The sequence below is a fragment of the Streptomyces sp. NPDC046900 genome, assembly GCF_040644975.1.
Taxonomy (GTDB): domain Bacteria; phylum Actinomycetota; class Actinomycetes; order Streptomycetales; family Streptomycetaceae; genus Streptomyces.
In genome coordinates, this window is sequence record NZ_JBEYXD010000010.1 from 181,272 (window position 1) to 197,658 (window position 16,387).

Sequence of the window (16,387 nt, forward strand, 5' to 3'; positions counted from 1 at the left end):
TCCTCGCTTCCTTCGCCCGCAGCGCCGCGGGCGGCTGTCAGAATGCCCCGCTCCATGAGCAGGCTGCCGACGAACCCGCCGACCGCTCCCAGGCCTAGGCCTGCGGTCATCAGTCCGGTGCGGCTCATGGTTCGCATGACCCTGCCTCCCCGATAAAGGTGTCGCCAGGTGGATGCGCCATACCCGAACGCATCGTATCCATGATGCGATTCCATCGATACCGCCTGAAAGCAAAGAGCGGACCGTGTTCCGGTACACACCAGACACGGCCCGCTCTGATGGTCGGGCACTTCCTATCTCGCCATCCGGCGCCTCAGCTCTCCGGCACCTCGGCGTGCTGGAGGTCCTCGGAGTGCTCAGTTTCGTCGAAGTCCTCGGCGAACTCGGAGTCACCGTCCACATGGCTCGGCTGGAAGACAGATCCTTCGCCCGGTGCAAGCGTGCCCAGGATCCGCTCGAGGTCGTCTATCGACGCGAACTCAACGGTGATCTTCCCCTTTTTCTGTCCGAGGTCGACCTTCACCCGGGTCTCGAAGCGGTCCGAGAGCCGGGTCGCCAGCTCACTGAGCGCCGGAGAGACCCGAGTGCCGGCGCGCGGTCCCTTGGAGCGCGGGGCACTCTGCGGCCGTGATCCCATGAGGGTGACGATCTCCTCGACGGCTCGCACGGACAGCCCCTCCGCCACGATCCGGTGGGCCAGCCGGTCCTGCTCCTCCGAGTCCTCGACGGACAGCAGGGCTCGCGCATGCCCTGCGGACAGTACCCCGGCGGCAACCCGCCGCTGGACCGCCGGCGACAGCTTCAGCAGTCGAAGAGTGTTGGAGACCTGAGGGCGGGACCGGCCGATACGGTCCGCCAGCTGATCATGGGTGCAGTTGAAGTCCTTGAGGAGCTGATCGTAGGCGGCTGCCTCTTCCAGCGGATTCAGCTGGGCACGATGCAGGTTCTCCAGGAGCGCGTCCAGGAGAAGCTTCTCGTCGTCCGTGGCTCGCACGATCGCCGGGATGAGGTCGAGACCGGCTTCCCGGCAGGCCCTCCAGCGCCGCTCGCCCATGATGAGCTCATAGCGTGACGGGCCGGTCTGCCGCACCACGATGGGCTGGAGGAGCCCCACTTCCTTGATGGAGGTGATGAGTTCGGCGAGCGCATCTTCGTCGAACACTTCACGGGGCTGCCGCGGGTTCGGGCTGATGAAGTCCAGGGGCAGCTCGGCGAAGTGGGCGCCAAGCGGAGTCGCGGGCGTCTCCACGACCTCGCTCGTCGGCTGCTCCTCGGTCTCCTGTGAAACAGCCGGAAGTGTGGCCACCCTTGCGGCTGCTATCCCTCGATCCGTTGTCAGCACGGGGGACATTGCGGGGGAGCCGGGTGCACCGCCCGGAGCTACCGCCTTCTCCCCTGCCGGGGTCGGGGCAGCCGGGATCAGTGCACCGAGACCACGACCCAACCCCCTCCGTCGCTCGCTCACTGGATCCCCTCCACCATGTTCTGTTCCGTCTGGGTGCCGACATGGGCCTGCTGCGCGTCGTAGTGGATGCCCACACCCCTCAGCGCGATCTCACGTGCCGCCTCAAGATAGGAGAGGGCACCGCTCGAACCTGGATCGTAGGTCAGCACCGTCTGTCCATAGCTAGGCGCCTCGGAGATGCGGACCGAGCGCGGAATGCTCGTCCTCAGCACCTCATCACCGAAGTGGGTGCGCACCTCTTCCGCTACCTGGGACGCAAGGCGTGTCCGTCCGTCGTACATGGTGAGCAGGATGGTCGACACATGCAAGGCCGGGTTCAGATGACCCCGTACCAGGTCGACGTTGCGCAGCAGTTGGCCCAGGCCCTCCAATGCGTAGTACTCGCACTGGATCGGAATGAGCACTTCCTGTCCGGCGACCAGCGCGTTGACGGTCAGAAGACCGAGCGAGGGCGGGCAGTCGATGAGGACGTAGTCCAGTGGCTGCTCGTAGGACTGAATCGCTCGCTGCAGCCGGCTCTCCCGGGCCACCAGGGACACCAGCTCGATCTCCGCACCGGCGAGATCGATCGTGGCGGGTGCACAGAAGAGACCCTCGACATCGGGGACTGGCTGGACGACCTCCGAGAGGGGCTTGCTCTCGACCAAGACGTCATAGATGGAGGGAACTTCGGCGTGATGGTCGATCCCCAGCGCCGTGGAGGCATTGCCCTGAGGATCGAGATCGATCACCAGGACGCGGCCGCCGTGCAGGGCGAGAGAAGCGGCGAGATTGACCGTCGTCGTGGTCTTGCCCACCCCGCCCTTCTGGTTGGCAACCACCATGACCCGGGTCTGTTCGGGCCGCGGTAGCCCCTCACCGGCGCGCCCTAGTGCCTCCACCGCAAGTTGGGCAGCACGGCCGATGGGAGTGTCGTCCATCGGGGGCGGTGTTTCACGTGAAACATCCTCCCCCATCGACTCGGTACGGGGACCAGGGACCGGATCGGTCATCGGTCCCGCGATGTTGGCGTCGGACCGCAAGGATTCACTCTCCTCGACTTCAGGCTCGCTATGAACAGAGCCTCCCATGCCTTCGGGGTCGTGAACCAGTGAGGTCTGGTCTTCTGTGGAGAAATCCACCTCTGTGGACAACGCCATGCCCTCCACGGGGGACGAAATGCCGTTTGTGGGCGGTTTACTGAGGGAACCAAGGGGCTTGCGGTCCCGGGGCTCGGCCGCGGCTCGACCGCGACTGATGATGCCGTGCAGCAGTGAGCGACGTTTCACGTGAAACACGATGACAACAATTTGCCCTTTTTGTGAGCGACACTCCGCCGAGGAACCCCTCTTGAGGAGGGCGTTCGTCACCCGCAGCACTGGGGCGACCTGCTCCCCCCTCCCGTCGGATGCCCCTAGAAGCCACGTAAAGGGCCCATAGACGGAGCCGGAGGTGCCCTCCCATCCGGGGAGAGCACCTCCGGCTCCATGCGCGACGCGGCGCCGTCAGCGACGCCGTCGGGTGCGTCCCGTGCGTGCCGCCTTAGCCCGCTTGGCCGCGAACCGAACGCCACCAGGGCTCTCTCCGACCTCCACCCGCACCACAGTCGACGTGGGATCCACCACACCCTCACCGACATGCAGGATCGACGTCTCCACGGCGCCGAGCTTGCTCAGCGCCGTGGACGCACTCTTCAGCTCCTCCTCCGCGGTATCGCCCTTGAGTGCGAGCATCTCCCCGTAGGGACGCAGCAGCGGAATGCCCCAGGTGGCAAGGCGGTCCAGTGGGGCCACGGCGCGGGCCGTCACCACATGAACCGGCGGCAGCTTGCCCATGACCTCCTCGGCCCGGCCGCGGACAACGGTCACATGATCTAGGCCCAGGAGTTCGACGACCTCCGTGAGGAAATTGGTCCGCCGCAGCAACGGCTCAAGCAGCGTGATCTTCAGGTCGTCCCGTACGAGGGCAAGGGGGATACCGGGCAGTCCGGCGCCGGAGCCCACATCGCACACGGTCACCCCCTCGGGCACGACTTCCGAGAGCACCGCACAGTTCAGCAGGTGTCGCTCCCACAGCCGCGGCACTTCCCGTGGGCCGATCAGACCGCGTCGCACACCCGCCTCGGCGAGCATCTCCGCGTAGCGGACCGCGTCCGCGAAGCGATCACCGAACACCTCCCGTGCCTGCTCGGGCACAGGGGGAAGCTCTGCTGCCTCCGTCACGGGGACCGTCCTTCCGTACCGCATGAGCGCACTGGGCGCCGTCCACCAGGACTATCAGGGACTACCTACCGGCTGCCTCAACGGCAGCCGTGAGGGACTACAAGGCTGACAAAGTTCGGCCCCGTCTGCGTAACAGACGGGGCCGGGGAGACGTACGGACCGAATCAGGCGGGCAGCACGACGACGAAGCGCTCGGGCTCCTCGCCCTCCGACTCGCTGCTCAAGCCGGCGGCCTTCACCGCGTCGTGCACGACCTTGCGCTCGAACGGCGTCATCGGCTTGAGCTTCACGGGCTCCCCGCTGCTCTTGGCCTCCGCCGCCGCCTTGGCGCCGATCTCCAGGAGTTCCGCACGCTTCTGGGCGCGGTAGCCCGCGATGTCCAGCATCAGCCGGCTACGGTCCCCGGTCTCCCGGTGCACGGCCAGGCGCGTGAGCTCCTGGAGCGCTTCCAGCACCTCACCGTCGCGGCCGACCAGCTTCTGCAGCTCGCGGCTGCCCGCGTCACTGATGATCGACACGGACGCACGGTCGGCCTCGACGTCCATGTCGATGTCGCCGTCGAGATCGGCGATGTCCAGCAGGCCCTCGAGGTAGTCCGCCGCGATCTCGCCCTCCTGCTCCAGGCGGGTCAGGGTGTCTGCACCCTCGGCAGCGGCGGAGGTGGTGCCTTCCGTCACGGGATGGACTCCTTCTTACTTCTTGGTCGGGGACTTGGGCCGCTGCGGACCCTTGCGGCCGGACTGAGCCCTACTGCGGCTGCTGTTGCCCGGCTGCGACGTCGCCTTCTTGGCGGCTCCGCTCGCCTTGGCGCCCTCAGACTTGGCATCCTCAGGCTTGGCATCCTCAGGCTTGGCATCCTCAGGCTTGGCATCCTCAGGCTTGGCATCCTCAGGCTTGGCATCCTCAGGCTTGGCATCCTCAAGGTCGTCGGACTTGCTCAACGACGGGGAGGAGGAGCCGGAATCGCCCGCGGCCTTCGGACCGCCCGACTGGCGCTGGGCCTTGCTCTGCCGCTTGGGCTGCTGGCGCTTCGGGACACCGGCGGTCGTCGCACCCTCCTCGAGGGTGGCGACGGACGCCACGGCTTCGCTCGTCGCCACGGTTCCGTCAGCCTGAGCCGCGAGGCCCGCCTTGCTCAGACCGTTGATGAACTTGCGCTCGAACTCATTGCGCTCACGGCCCTTGGCGACAATCGCCTTGACGATGGCCTTCTCGCTCCGCCGGCGGATCCTCCCGTGGTGCGTGACGTGCTTGGTCAGACGCTCAAGGTAGGCGGCCTGGGCCTTGGAACCCGGGGTCGGGTTGTTGTGGATGACGTACATCTGCTGGCCCATGGTCCACACGTTGGTGGTCAGCCAGTAGACGAGGACACCGACCGGGAAGTTGATACCGAAGACGGCGAACATGACCGGGAAGACGTACATCAGCATCTTCTGCTGCTGCATGAACGGCGTCTTCACCGTGGTGTCGACGTTCTTCGTCATCAGCTGGCGCTGCGTGTAGAACTGCGACGCCGACATCAGGACGATCATGATCGCGGTGACGACCCGGACGTCGGTCAGCGAGGCGCCGAGCGCCGCGACCTTGTCCCCGCTGTCGGTGAACTTCGCGGCCAGCGGTGCGCCGAAGATGTGCGCCTTACGGGCGCTGGCGAGCAGCGGCTCGTTGATGACGCCGATCGTCTTGCCCGTCGCGATGCCGTTGAGCACGTGGTACAGGGCAAAGAAGAACGGGGACTGCGCCAGGATGGGAAGGCACGAGGAGAGCGGGTTGGTACCCGACTCCTTGTACAGCTTCATCATCTCTTCGGACTGGCGCTGTTTGTCGTTCTTGTAGCGCTCCTGGATCTTCTTCATCTCGGGCTGCAGCGTCTGCATCGCCCGGGTCGCCTTGATCTGCTTCACGAAGAGCGGGACCAGGCAGATACGGATCAGAATCACCAAGGACACGATGGACAGGCCCCAGGCCCAGCCCGTGTCAGCGCCGAAGAGCGCGCCGTACACCTTGTGGAACTGGACGATGACCCAGGAGACGGGTGTCGTGATGAAACTGAAGAGGCTGGCAATCGTGTCCACTAATCATGCTCCTTGGGCATGGGACGAGGTCTCTGCGGCCGGGCTCGAGGAGATCGACCCATCGATGGCCGGTTCGGCGGCGAAGGGCCCGCCCTTGCGTGCACGCCAAGCGTCGCGCAGCATTTCGTGCCACCGCGGACGCTTGCGCGGGGGGACATGGTCCACACCGCCCAGCGACCACGGATTGCACCGCAGGATGCGCCAGGCAGTGAGTGCCGTGCCCTTGATCGCACCGTGCCGGTCTATGGCCGTGTAGCCGTAGTGGGAACACGACGGGTAGTACTTGCACACCGGCCCGAGCAGTGGGCTGATGGTCCACTGGTAGAGCTTGATCAGAGCGAGCAGTGGGTATTTCATCGCGCGCCCCCTCCTCCCAGCAGCCGCTCGAGGGCGGCATCCAGGTCTCGGGCCAGCTGTGCTTGGTCGGCGTCACCCGCACCGGGTAGCGCTCGTACGACTACCAGGCTACCGGGGGGCAGCAGCGCGACTCGGTCACGTATCAGATGGCGAAGCCTGCGCTTGACCTTGTTGCGTACGACCGCTCCACCCACAGCCTTGCTCACGACGAAACCCGCACGCGTCGGGGGAGCGCTCTCCCCAGGCGCATGCGGGTCCGTGGCACCGCTACGAAGGTGGACGACGAGAAGTGGGCGTCCGGCCCGGCGTCCTCGGCGTACCGCGGTCGCGAAGTCCTCGCGCCGCCTCAGCCGATGCTCGGTAGGCAGCACGACACGACCTGTACGCGATCAGGCGGACAGGCGGGCGCGACCCTTGCTGCGGCGGGACGCCAGGATGGCGCGGCCGGCACGGGTGCGCATACGCAGCCGGAAGCCGTGGGTCTTCGCGCGACGACGGTTGTTCGGCTGGAAGGTGCGCTTGCTCACTCGGGGGCTCCAGTAATGATTCGATGGTTGGCGGGGTGTCGCCTAGCTGTCACCGTGCGCCCACGAGTAGCTCGCATTACGCCCGAGTGCACCGCTTTCCGATCACCGAAACGTGCCCTGGTCAGGACACTGGTGCGTGATCTGTGCCCATCGGAGGCAGGCGGCAGCAGCCATCGACAACTCGACCTGGTTACGGTACGCGGGGCTACGCCATCCGGTCAAACCAACGACCCGCGGGAGACACTTGTCCACAGGCTGGGGACAACAACTTGAACCACACCGGCCGCCCTGACTACCGTGGCTGGACTCCGATTCGTTCCCCTGCCCCAGCAGGGCTGCCCCCGACCGACCCGAGATACATCCCGACCCGTCCTGCAACCACACGTGGGACCCGTGAGAGAGCGTGCCCTGTGGCTGACGTACCTGCCGATCTTGCCGCAGTATGGCCACGAGTACTCGAGCAGCTTCTCGGTGAGGGCCGCGGGCCGGGTGTCGAGGCGAAGGACGAGCACTGGATCAAGCGCTGTCAGCCACTGGCACTGGTGGCGGACACCGCGCTGCTCGCCGTACCGAACGAATTCGCGAAGGGCGTGCTGGAAGGCCGGCTCGCGCCGATCGTCAGCGACACCCTGAGCCGCGAGTGCGGCCGCCCGATCCGTATCGCGATCACCGTCGACGACTCGGCCGGCGAGCCGGCGGTACCGGCCCAGCCCGTACCGCCGCGCTATGAGGAGCCCGAGCTTCCGCCCGCGCAGGGCCGCGATGTCTATGACGGCCAGCGCGGCTACGAGGGATACGGCCGCCACCGGGCGGACGACCACCGCGCCGTCAGGCCCGACCAACTCCCCACCAATCCCGGTGACCAAATGCCCACCGCCCGCCCCGCCTACCCGGGCGAGTACCAGCGTCCCGAGCCCGGAGCCTGGCCGCGCCCGGGCCAGGACGACTACAGCTGGCAGCAGCAGCGCCTCGGCTTCCCCGAGCGCGACCCGTACGCGACGCCGGGGCACGACTACCGCACGCCGTCGATGGAGCGGTCGCCCTACGAGCAGCAGCGCCAGGAGTACGAGAGCACACGCGCCGACTTCGACCAGCAGCGCCCCGCCCGACGCGAGCTCCCGGAGCCGCCCTCCGGCGGCGGCCATGTGCACCGGGGCGGTCCGGTGGGCCCCGTCCTCCCGACCACCGGCGCGCCCGGCCCACTGGCCGCGCAGCCCGCGCCGGCGACCGGTCCGGGCGAACCCACCGCGCGCCTGAATCCGAAGTACCTCTTCGACACGTTCGTCATCGGCGCCTCCAACCGCTTCGCGCACGCGGCCGCGGTCGCGGTCGCCGAGGCGCCCGCCAAGGCGTACAACCCCCTCTTCATCTATGGGGAGTCGGGGCTCGGCAAGACCCATCTGCTGCATGCGATCGGCCACTACGCCCGCAGCCTCTACCCGGGCACCCGGGTGCGCTACGTGAGCTCCGAGGAGTTCACCAACGAGTTCATCAACTCCATCCGCGACGGCAAGGCGGACGCGTTCCGCAAGCGCTACCGCGACATGGACATCCTGCTGGTCGACGACATCCAGTTCCTGGCGCAGAAGGAGTCGACGCAGGAGGAGTTCTTCCACACCTTCAACACGCTCCACAACGCCAACAAGCAGATCGTGCTGTCCTCGGACCGGCCGCCCAAGCAGCTGGTGACCCTGGAGGACCGGCTGCGGAACCGCTTCGAGTGGGGTCTGATCACCGACGTCCAGCCGCCAGAGCTCGAGACGCGCATCGCGATCCTGCGCAAGAAGGCGGTGCAGGAACAGCTCAACGCCCCGCCGGAGGTGCTGGAGTTCATCGCCTCCCGTATCTCGCGCAACATCCGCGAGCTGGAGGGCGCGTTGATCCGGGTGACGGCGTTCGCGTCGCTCAACCGGCAGCCCGTGGACCTCGGTCTGACGGAGATCGTCCTCAAGGACCTGATCCCCGGCGGCGAGGACGCCGCCCCCGAGATCACCACGACCGCCATCATGGCTGCCACCGCGGACTACTTCGGGCTGACGGTGGAGGACCTGTGCGGCACCTCGCGCGGCCGCGCCCTGGTGACCGCCCGCCAGATCGCGATGTACCTGTGCCGTGAGCTCACCGACCTGTCGCTGCCGAAGATCGGGGCGCAGTTCGGCGGTCGCGACCACACGACGGTGATGCACGCCGACCGCAAGATCCGCGCGCTGATGGCCGAGCGGCGTTCCATCTACAACCAGGTGACCGAGCTGACGAACCGCATCAAGAACGGCTGACCGCCGCTCGCACGCGGCACCGAGGGCGCCCCGGGGACTTTCCCCGAGGGCGCCTTCCGCGTTTCTGTGCGCTTCCGCTGCGTCGCCCTTCTCCCGTGCGTCGGAAGGCTCGGCGCCTCGGCCGCGTACGGGAGGGCTCAGCCTCACGGCCACGTGTCGCAGGGCTCAGTCCGACGCGGCCGGGGCACTCGGGGCGGCCCAGGGCCCGACAGACGCGCGCGAGGGCGACCCGGAGCCCTGCCCGGCGATGCGAGGACGCCGCCGTCCGCCGTCCCGCGGACCGCATGCAGGACCGTCCCGCAGGCCGCGTGCATGACACCCGTTGTTCGAATACCTGCCGAGTTACGGCCGCTCTCCACAGATCAGGCGACTTTCTTCCGTCCACATCCTGGGGACTGCGAAGTTGTCCAGAGCGCGTCCACAGGCAGTGCTGTGGAATGACGATCAGGCCAGCTCAGCCACCTGTGGATTGGTGGACGAACGATCTCCACAGACTGTGGACGACTTGAAGATCCACAAGCTGTGGGCAGGGTTGTCCACCGTCGGCCCACAGGCTGCGGCCGGTTGTCCCCAGTGATCGGGCACTTCTCCACATCCCTGTCCACTGTTCGGCAACGCGGCACGCCTTCTCACCGGCCCGAGTGAAAGGCGTCACACCAAGGGGCTGGGGCGGCCTGTGGGAAAGACGGGTAAAGCTGGGGACGGCGCTGGGGAGAAGTCCCCTGGAGCTGTGCACGGGGTGTGCAGAACTTTCCGTTCTCCACAGAGACACCTGGTTGTCCACCGCCTGTGCCCACAGGGCCCGTGGACAAAATCTCGCGTCTGACCTGGGACAACGCGGTTATCCACGGTATCCACAGCCCCTACTACTACTCCTAACTAGAGAGACCCGGGAATTCGCTTCGAAGCGGGTGCTGTGCACAACTCGCTCTCCGGCCTCCGACTGCCCCTCGTCACGACTTGACCCCGAGCGGCACCTACTGTCGGTGCGGTGCGTCAGACTGTTCCCCGGTGTCCTTCCCCTCACAGAGGTCCACGACACCGAGTCAGACGACGAAGGCCAGGCAGGGCGAGAACGCCGGCAACAGCAGGAGGCGGCTTACGGTGAAGATCCGGGTGGAACGCGACGTACTCGCGGAGGCAGTTGCCTGGGCGGCACGCAGCCTCCCGGCCCGTCCGCCGGCGCCTGTCCTCGCCGGCCTGCTGCTGAAGGCCGAGGACGGTCAGCTGAGCCTGTCCAGCTTCGACTACGAGGTCTCCGCGCGGGTGTCCGTGGAGGCGGAGGTCGAGGAAGAGGGCACGGTCCTCGTCTCCGGCCGGCTCCTCGCCGACATCTCCCGCGCCCTCCCCAACCGCCCGGTGGAGATTTCCACAGACGGTGTACGGGCGACGGTCGTCTGTGGCTCTTCCCGGTTCACCCTCCACACACTGCCTGTGGAGGAGTACCCGGCTCTGCCGCAGATGCCGAACGCGACGGGCACCGTCCCGGGCGAGGTCTTCGCCTCCGCGGTGCAGCAGGTGGCCATCGCCGCGGGCCGCGACGACACGCTGCCCGTCCTCACCGGTGTGCGCATCGAGATCGAGGGCGACACGGTCACGCTGGCCTCCACCGACCGCTACCGCTTCGCGGTCCGCGAGTTCCTGTGGAAGCCGGAGAACCCGGAGGCGTCCGCGGTCGCCCTGGTGCCCGCCAAGACCCTCCTGGACACCGCCAAGGCGCTGACCAGCGGTGACAGCGTGATCCTGGCGCTGTCCGGCTCGGGCGCGGGTGAGGGCCTGATCGGTTTCGAGGGTGCCGGCCGCCGGACGACCACCCGCCTCCTCGAGGGCGACCTCCCCAAGTACCGCACCCTGTTCCCGACGGAGTTCAACTCCGTCGCCACCATCGAGACCGCCCCCTTCGTGGAGGCCGTCAAGCGCGTGGCCCTGGTCGCCGAACGCAACACCCCGGTGCGGCTGAGCTTCGAGCAGGGCGTGCTGATCCTGGAGGCCGGTTCCAGCGACGACGCACAGGCTGTGGAAAGGGTCGACGCGAACCTGGAGGGCGACGACATCTCGATCGCCTTCAACCCGACCTTCCTGCTGGACGGTCTGAGCGCGATCGACTCCCCGGTGGCCCAGTTGTCCTTCACGACGTCCACGAAGCCCGCGCTGCTCGGCGGCAAGCCGGCTGTGGACGCCGAGGCGGACGACGCGTACAAGTACCTGATCATGCCGGTGCGGCTCAGCGGCTGAGCGCCGATCGCTGTCCACAGCCCCGAGCGACCCGGTGGATCACCGGGTCCGCCGGACGAAGCCGCAGGTCGGGGGCCTACAGGTGAGCGCGTAGGCCCCCGAGTGTGCAGGAGAGCCCGGGTCTAGGCTCGGACGCAGGCACGGAAGTGCCCTCATGCCACACCGCAACCTAAGGAACAACTGATGGAGCTCGGTCTCGTCGGCCTCGGCAAGATGGGCGGCAACATGCGCGAGCGGATACGCCGCGCAGGCCACACCGTCATCGGATACGACCGCAACCCGGATCTCGCCGATGTCCACAGCCTCGAAGAGCTTGTGGGCAAGCTCGAGGGCCCGCGCGTGGTGTGGGTGATGGTCCCGGCCGGCCGCCCGACCCAGTCCACGATCGACGAGCTCGCCGAACTCCTGGAGCCCGGTGACGTCGTCGTGGACGGCGGCAACTCCCGCTGGACGGACGACGAGAAGCACGCCGCGGAGCTCGCGGTCAAGGGCATAGGTTTCGTGGACTGCGGCGTCTCCGGCGGCGTCTGGGGCCTGGAGAACGGCTACGCGCTGATGTACGGCGGCGACGCCGTGAACGTCGCCAAGGTGCAGCCGATCTTCGACGCGCTCAAGCCCGAGGGCGAGTTCGGCTCCGTGCACGCGGGCAAGGTCGGTGCCGGCCACTTCGCGAAGATGGTCCACAACGGCATCGAGTACGCGATGATGCAGGCCTACGCCGAGGGCTGGGAGCTGCTGGAGAAGGCGCACTCCGTGGAGAACGTCCGCGAGGTGTTCCGCTCCTGGCAGGAGGGCACCGTCATCCGCTCCTGGCTGCTGGACCTCGCGGTCAACGCCCTGGACGAGGACGAGCACCTGGACAGGCTGCGTGGCTGGGCGGCCGACTCCGGTGAGGGCCGCTGGACCGTCGAGGCCGCCATCGACAACGCCGTGCCGCTCCCGGCCATCACGGCGTCGCTGTTCGCCCGCTTCAGCTCGCGGCAGGACGACTCGCCGCAGATGAAGATGATCGCGGCCCTGCGCAACCAGTTCGGTGGCCACGCGGTCGAGAAGAAGTAATCCACAGGACCGCACCACGGTCCACAACCCTGGGGGAGGTCGGTGAACGACCATGCACGTCACGCATCTGTCGCTGGCCGACTTCCGCTCGTACGCCCGGGTCGAAGTCCCGCTCGACCCGGGCGTCACCGCGTTCGTCGGCCCCAACGGACAGGGCAAGACGAACCTCGTCGAGGCGGTCGGCTATCTGGCCACCCTCGGCAGCCACCGCGTCTCCTCCGACGCGCCCCTCGTCCGCATGGGTGCCGAGCGTGCGATCATCCGGGCGCAGGTCAGACAGGGCGAGCGGCAGCAGCTGGTGGAGCTGGAGCTGAATCCCGGCAAGGCCAACCGTGCCCGTATCAACAGGTCCTCGCAGGTCAGACCGCGTGACGTGCTCGGCATCGTACGGACCGTGCTGTTCGCGCCCGAGGACCTCGCGCTGGTCAAGGGCGACCCCGGCGAGCGGCGCCGCTTCCTCGACGAGCTGATCACCGCGCGCTCCCCGCGGATGGCGGGCGTCCGCTCCGACTACGACCGGGTCCTCAAGCAGCGCAACACCCTGCTCAAGACGGCCGCACTGGCCCGCCGCCACGGTGGTCGCTCCATGGACCTGTCGACCCTCGACGTCTGGGACCAGCACCTCGCGCGCGCCGGCGCCGAGTTGCTCGCCCAGCGCCTCGACCTGGTCGCCGCGATCCAGCCCCTCGCCGACAAGGCGTACGAGCAACTGGCGCCCGGCGGCGGTCCGACCGCTCTGGAGTACCGGCCGTCCGCGCCCGGTGAGGCCCACACGCGCGAGGCCCTGTACGAGCAGCTGATGGCCGCCCTCGCCGAGGCCCGCAAACAGGAGATCGAGCGCGGCATCACCCTGGTGGGACCCCACCGGGACGATCTTCTTCTCAAACTCGGTCAGCTGCCCGCCAAGGGATACGCCTCCCACGGCGAGTCCTGGTCCTACGCGCTGGCACTGCGCCTGGCGTCGTACGACCTCCTTCGCGCCGAGGGCAACGAGCCGGTTCTCGTCCTCGACGACGTCTTCGCCGAGCTGGACACCCGTCGTCGCGAGCGCCTGGCCGAACTGGTGGCGCCCGGCGAGCAGGTCCTGGTGACGGCGGCGGTCGACGACGACGTACCGCACGTACTGACGGGGGCGCGGTACACCGTGTCCGACGGCACCGTGGAGCGCGCATGAGCACCGACGACCCCCTGCCGGAGAAGACCCCCGAGCTCTCGGGCGTGGACCTCGCGCGCGTGGCGCTCAGGGCCGCCAAGGAACAGGCACGCGCGCGAGGGGACGCGGCGCAGCAGAAGAAGCAGGCGCGGCGAGGCGGACTGCGCTCCGGCGCCCGCGCCGACGGGCGTGACCCCATGGCCCTCGGCGCCGCGATCAACCGGCTGATCACCGAGCGCGGCTGGGAGACCCCGGCCGCGGTGGGCGGTGTGATGGGCCGCTGGCCCCAGATCGTCGGCGAGGACCTCGCCAAGCACTGTGTGCCGGAGCGCTACGACGAGGATGAGCGGGTGCTGACCGTCGGCTGCGACTCCACGGCGTGGGCGACCCAGCTGCGGCTGCTGGCCCCTCAGCTGGTCGCACGCCTGAACGAGGACCTCGGCCATGGCACGGTCCGGTTGCTCAAGGTCCACGGTCCCGGCGGTCCCGTCCGCCGCTACGGTCCCCTGCGCGCCCCCGGCAGCACGGGACCCGGTGACACCTACGGGTGACCGACATCACTCGAAGCCGCTCGGAGCAGGTGCCGGCGGCTGTTTTGCCGTACCCGCACGCGGTTGCGAACACCGACCTGACTCTCAAGTAGCCAAGGGTTGACAGCCGGAAGCGCTGAGTGCCTCGTAGAGCCTCTTGGAGCCCCGCTCCGCATATGGGGAGTCGGGCGAGACCGGTTGAGGGCGGCACATGCGGACTCAGGTACCGGCAAACCCCCATCACTGTCGGCGCTACCGGTAGACTGGAAGACAATCCCGCCCCATACGTGGGGACCGTCCGGGAAAAGCTGAGCAACGCTGATCAAGGCTTACCAACGCAACATGCCGCAGCCGCTCCGGCAACCCGCCGACGAGCCTGGCTCGTGCTGTGCCAGAAAGGGCGCTTCGTGGCCGATTCCGGCAACCCCAACGAGAACATCCCGTCCACCGACGCCGGCCTGAGCGGCGCGGGCACCTCCTCGAACGGCGAGGTCACCGCCTCGTACGACGCGAGCGCCATCACCGTCCTCGAGGGACTGGACGCGGTCCGCAAGCGACCCGGCATGTACATCGGCTCGACCGGTGAGCGCGGTCTGCACCACCTCGTGTACGAGGTCGTGGACAACTCCGTCGACGAGGCTCTGGCCGGCCACGCGGACACGATCGACGTGACGATCCTGGCCGACGGCGGCGTGCGCGTCGTCGACAACGGCCGCGGCATCCCCGTGGGCATCGTCCCCTCCGAGGGCAAGCCGGCCATCGAGGTCGTGCTGACCGTTCTGCACGCGGGCGGCAAGTTCGGCGGCGGCGGCTACGCGGTCTCCGGCGGTCTGCACGGTGTCGGCGTCTCCGTCGTGAACGCCCTGTCCAGCAAGGTGTCGGTCGAGGTCAGGACCGACGGCCACCGCTGGACGCAGGACTACAAGATGGGCGTCCCGACGGCCCCGCTCGCCCAGCACGAGGAGACCGGCGACACCGGCACCTCGGTCACCTTCTGGGCCGACCCGGACATCTTCGAGACCACCGAGTACTCCTTCGAGACGCTCTCGCGGCGCTTCCAGGAGATGGCGTTCCTCAACAAGGGCCTGACGATCAGGCTCACCGACGAACGGGAGTCGGCGAAGGCCACCGCAGGGGCGGACGAGGCCGGTGCCGACGAGAAGGACGAGGTCAAGGCCGTCACGTACCACTACGAGGGCGGCATCGTCGACTTCGTGAAGTACCTGAACTCCCGCAAGGGAGACGTGGTGCACCCGACGGTGATCGACCTGGACGCCGAGGACAGGGACAAGAGCCTGTCCCTCGAGGTCGCGATGCAGTGGAACAGCGGCTACAGCGAGGGCGTGTACTCCTTCGCCAACATCATCCACACCCACGAGGGCGGTACGCACGAGGAGGGCTTCCGTGCGGCGCTGACCTCGCTGATCAACAAGTACGCGCGCGACAAGAAGATGCTCCGCGAGAAGGACGACAACCTCACGGGCGACGACATCCGCGAGGGCCTGACGGCGATCATCTCGGTTAAGCTGAGCGAGCCGCAGTTCGAGGGCCAGACCAAGACCAAGCTGGGCAACACCGAGGCGAAGACGTTCGTCCAGAAGGCGGTCTACGAGCACCTCAACGACTGGCTGGACCGCAACCCGAACGAGGCGGCGGACATCGTCCGCAAGGGCATCCAGGCGGCCACCGCGCGCGTTGCGGCCCGCAAGGCGCGTGACCTCACCCGCCGCAAGGGCCTGCTGGAGAGCGCGTCCCTGCCGGGCAAGCTCTCGGACTGCCAGTCCAACGACCCGACCAAGTGCGAGATCTTCATCGTCGAGGGTGACTCCGCCGGCGGCTCCGCCAAGTCCGGCCGCAACCCGCAGTACCAGGCGATCCTCCCGATCCGGGGCAAGATCCTCAACGTCGAGAAGGCCAGGATCGACAAGATCCTGCAGAACCAGGAGATCCAGGCGCTGATCTCCGCGTTCGGCACCGGCGTGCACGAGGACTTCGACCTCGAGAAGCTCCGCTATCACAAGATCATCCTGATGGCGGACGCCGACGTCGACGGCCAGCACATCAACACCCTGCTGCTGACGTTCCTCTTCCGCTTCATGCGGCCGCTGGTCGAGGCCGGGCACGTGTTCCTCTCGCGCCCTCCGCTCTACAAGATCAAGTGGGGTCGGGACGAGGTCGAGTACGCGTACTCCGACCGAGAGCGCGACGCACTGCTGGAGATGGGCCGCCAGCGCGGCAAGCGGGTCCGGGAGGACTCGATCCAGCGCTTCAAGGGTCTCGGCGAGATGAACGCCGAGGAGCTGCGCGTGACGACCATGGACATCGACCACCGCGTCCTCGGCCAGGTCACCCTCGACGACGCAGCCCAGGCCGACGACCTCTTCTCGGTCCTCATGGGCGAGGACGTGGAGGCACGCCGCGCGTTCATTCAGCGCAACGCCAAGGACGTCCGCTTCCTCGACATCTGAGTCGGTCCCCGCTGACCGCACCAGGAAGGATCTTCACCAGC

At 67.8% G+C, this 16,387-nt stretch carries 14 protein-coding genes; 6 read left to right on the plus strand and 8 right to left on the minus strand.

Features of this window, described 5'->3' with window-relative positions; genetic code table 11:
* Positions 1 to 313 precede the first annotated feature (313 nt).
* The 8 genes from ABZ904_RS13440 to rpmH all read right to left on the minus strand — a co-directional run bounded on the left by ABZ904_RS13440 (position 314) and on the right by rpmH (position 6,625).
* Complete coding sequence (locus ABZ904_RS13440) at positions 314 to 1,465, minus strand: ParB/RepB/Spo0J family partition protein (RefSeq protein WP_361823075.1); 1,152 nt, start codon at positions 1,463 to 1,465, stop codon at positions 314 to 316.
* A complete protein-coding gene (locus ABZ904_RS13445; RefSeq protein WP_359390733.1) occupies positions 1,462 to 2,535 on the minus strand; it encodes a ParA family protein in 1,074 nt (357 codons plus the stop codon). Before ABZ904_RS13445 ends, ABZ904_RS13440 begins: the two co-directional genes overlap by 4 nt.
* A gap of 414 nt (positions 2,536 to 2,949) precedes the next feature.
* On the minus strand, positions 2,950 to 3,666 hold the full coding sequence (rsmG, locus tag ABZ904_RS13450) for a 16S rRNA (guanine(527)-N(7))-methyltransferase RsmG (protein WP_361823078.1): 717 nt from the start codon (positions 3,664 to 3,666) through the stop codon (positions 2,950 to 2,952).
* Positions 3,667 to 3,830: 164 nt separating this feature from the next.
* Positions 3,831 to 4,343, minus strand: coding sequence for a R3H domain-containing nucleic acid-binding protein (locus ABZ904_RS13455; RefSeq protein WP_359390510.1), 513 nt, complete (start codon positions 4,341 to 4,343; stop codon positions 3,831 to 3,833).
* Between the two features lie 15 nt (positions 4,344 to 4,358).
* Complete coding sequence (gene yidC, locus ABZ904_RS13460; protein ID WP_361823080.1) at positions 4,359 to 5,741, minus strand: membrane protein insertase YidC; 1,383 nt, start codon at positions 5,739 to 5,741, stop codon at positions 4,359 to 4,361.
* A 3-nt stretch (positions 5,742 to 5,744) separates the two neighbouring features.
* Positions 5,745 to 6,098 (minus strand): membrane protein insertion efficiency factor YidD, encoded by a 354-nt coding sequence (gene yidD / locus ABZ904_RS13465; RefSeq protein ID WP_359390503.1) that lies wholly within the window; start codon positions 6,096 to 6,098, stop codon positions 5,745 to 5,747.
* Complete coding sequence (rnpA, locus tag ABZ904_RS13470; protein ID WP_359390501.1) at positions 6,095 to 6,469, minus strand: ribonuclease P protein component; 375 nt, start codon at positions 6,467 to 6,469, stop codon at positions 6,095 to 6,097. The genes yidD and rnpA overlap by 4 nt, the downstream gene beginning before the upstream one ends.
* An 18-nt stretch (positions 6,470 to 6,487) precedes the next feature.
* Positions 6,488 to 6,625 carry a 50S ribosomal protein L34 gene (gene rpmH, locus ABZ904_RS13475; RefSeq protein ID WP_003956500.1) on the minus strand — a complete coding sequence of 46 codons (138 nt, stop codon included), beginning with the start codon at positions 6,623 to 6,625 and terminating at the stop codon, positions 6,488 to 6,490.
* Positions 6,626 to 7,035: 410 nt separating this feature from the next.
* Between rpmH and dnaA the strand changes: the two genes are divergently transcribed.
* From dnaA to gyrB, 6 genes are all read left to right on the plus strand, one after another.
* Positions 7,036 to 8,901, plus strand: a complete 1,866-nt coding sequence (dnaA, locus tag ABZ904_RS13480; protein WP_360991001.1) for a chromosomal replication initiator protein DnaA — start codon at positions 7,036 to 7,038, stop codon at positions 8,899 to 8,901.
* 1,104 nt (positions 8,902 to 10,005) lie between these two features.
* The gene (gene dnaN, locus ABZ904_RS13485; RefSeq protein ID WP_359390495.1) at positions 10,006 to 11,136 is read left to right on the plus strand and encodes a DNA polymerase III subunit beta; all 1,131 of its coding nucleotides are present in this window, start codon (positions 10,006 to 10,008) and stop codon (positions 11,134 to 11,136) included.
* A gap of 183 nt (positions 11,137 to 11,319) precedes the next feature.
* Positions 11,320 to 12,195 (plus strand): phosphogluconate dehydrogenase (NAD(+)-dependent, decarboxylating), encoded by an 876-nt coding sequence (gnd, locus tag ABZ904_RS13490; protein ID WP_359390492.1) that lies wholly within the window; start codon positions 11,320 to 11,322, stop codon positions 12,193 to 12,195.
* Positions 12,196 to 12,247: 52 nt separating this feature from the next.
* Positions 12,248 to 13,369, plus strand: coding sequence for a DNA replication/repair protein RecF (gene recF, locus ABZ904_RS13495; protein WP_361823085.1), 1,122 nt, complete (start codon positions 12,248 to 12,250; stop codon positions 13,367 to 13,369).
* Complete coding sequence (locus tag ABZ904_RS13500) at positions 13,366 to 13,899, plus strand: DciA family protein (protein ID WP_359390486.1); 534 nt, start codon at positions 13,366 to 13,368, stop codon at positions 13,897 to 13,899. The genes recF and ABZ904_RS13500 overlap by 4 nt, the downstream gene beginning before the upstream one ends.
* Positions 13,900 to 14,261: 362 nt before the next feature.
* Positions 14,262 to 16,346 (plus strand): DNA topoisomerase (ATP-hydrolyzing) subunit B, encoded by a 2,085-nt coding sequence (gyrB, locus tag ABZ904_RS13505; protein WP_359390483.1) that lies wholly within the window; start codon positions 14,262 to 14,264, stop codon positions 16,344 to 16,346.
* Positions 16,347 to 16,387: the final 41 nt, after the last annotated feature.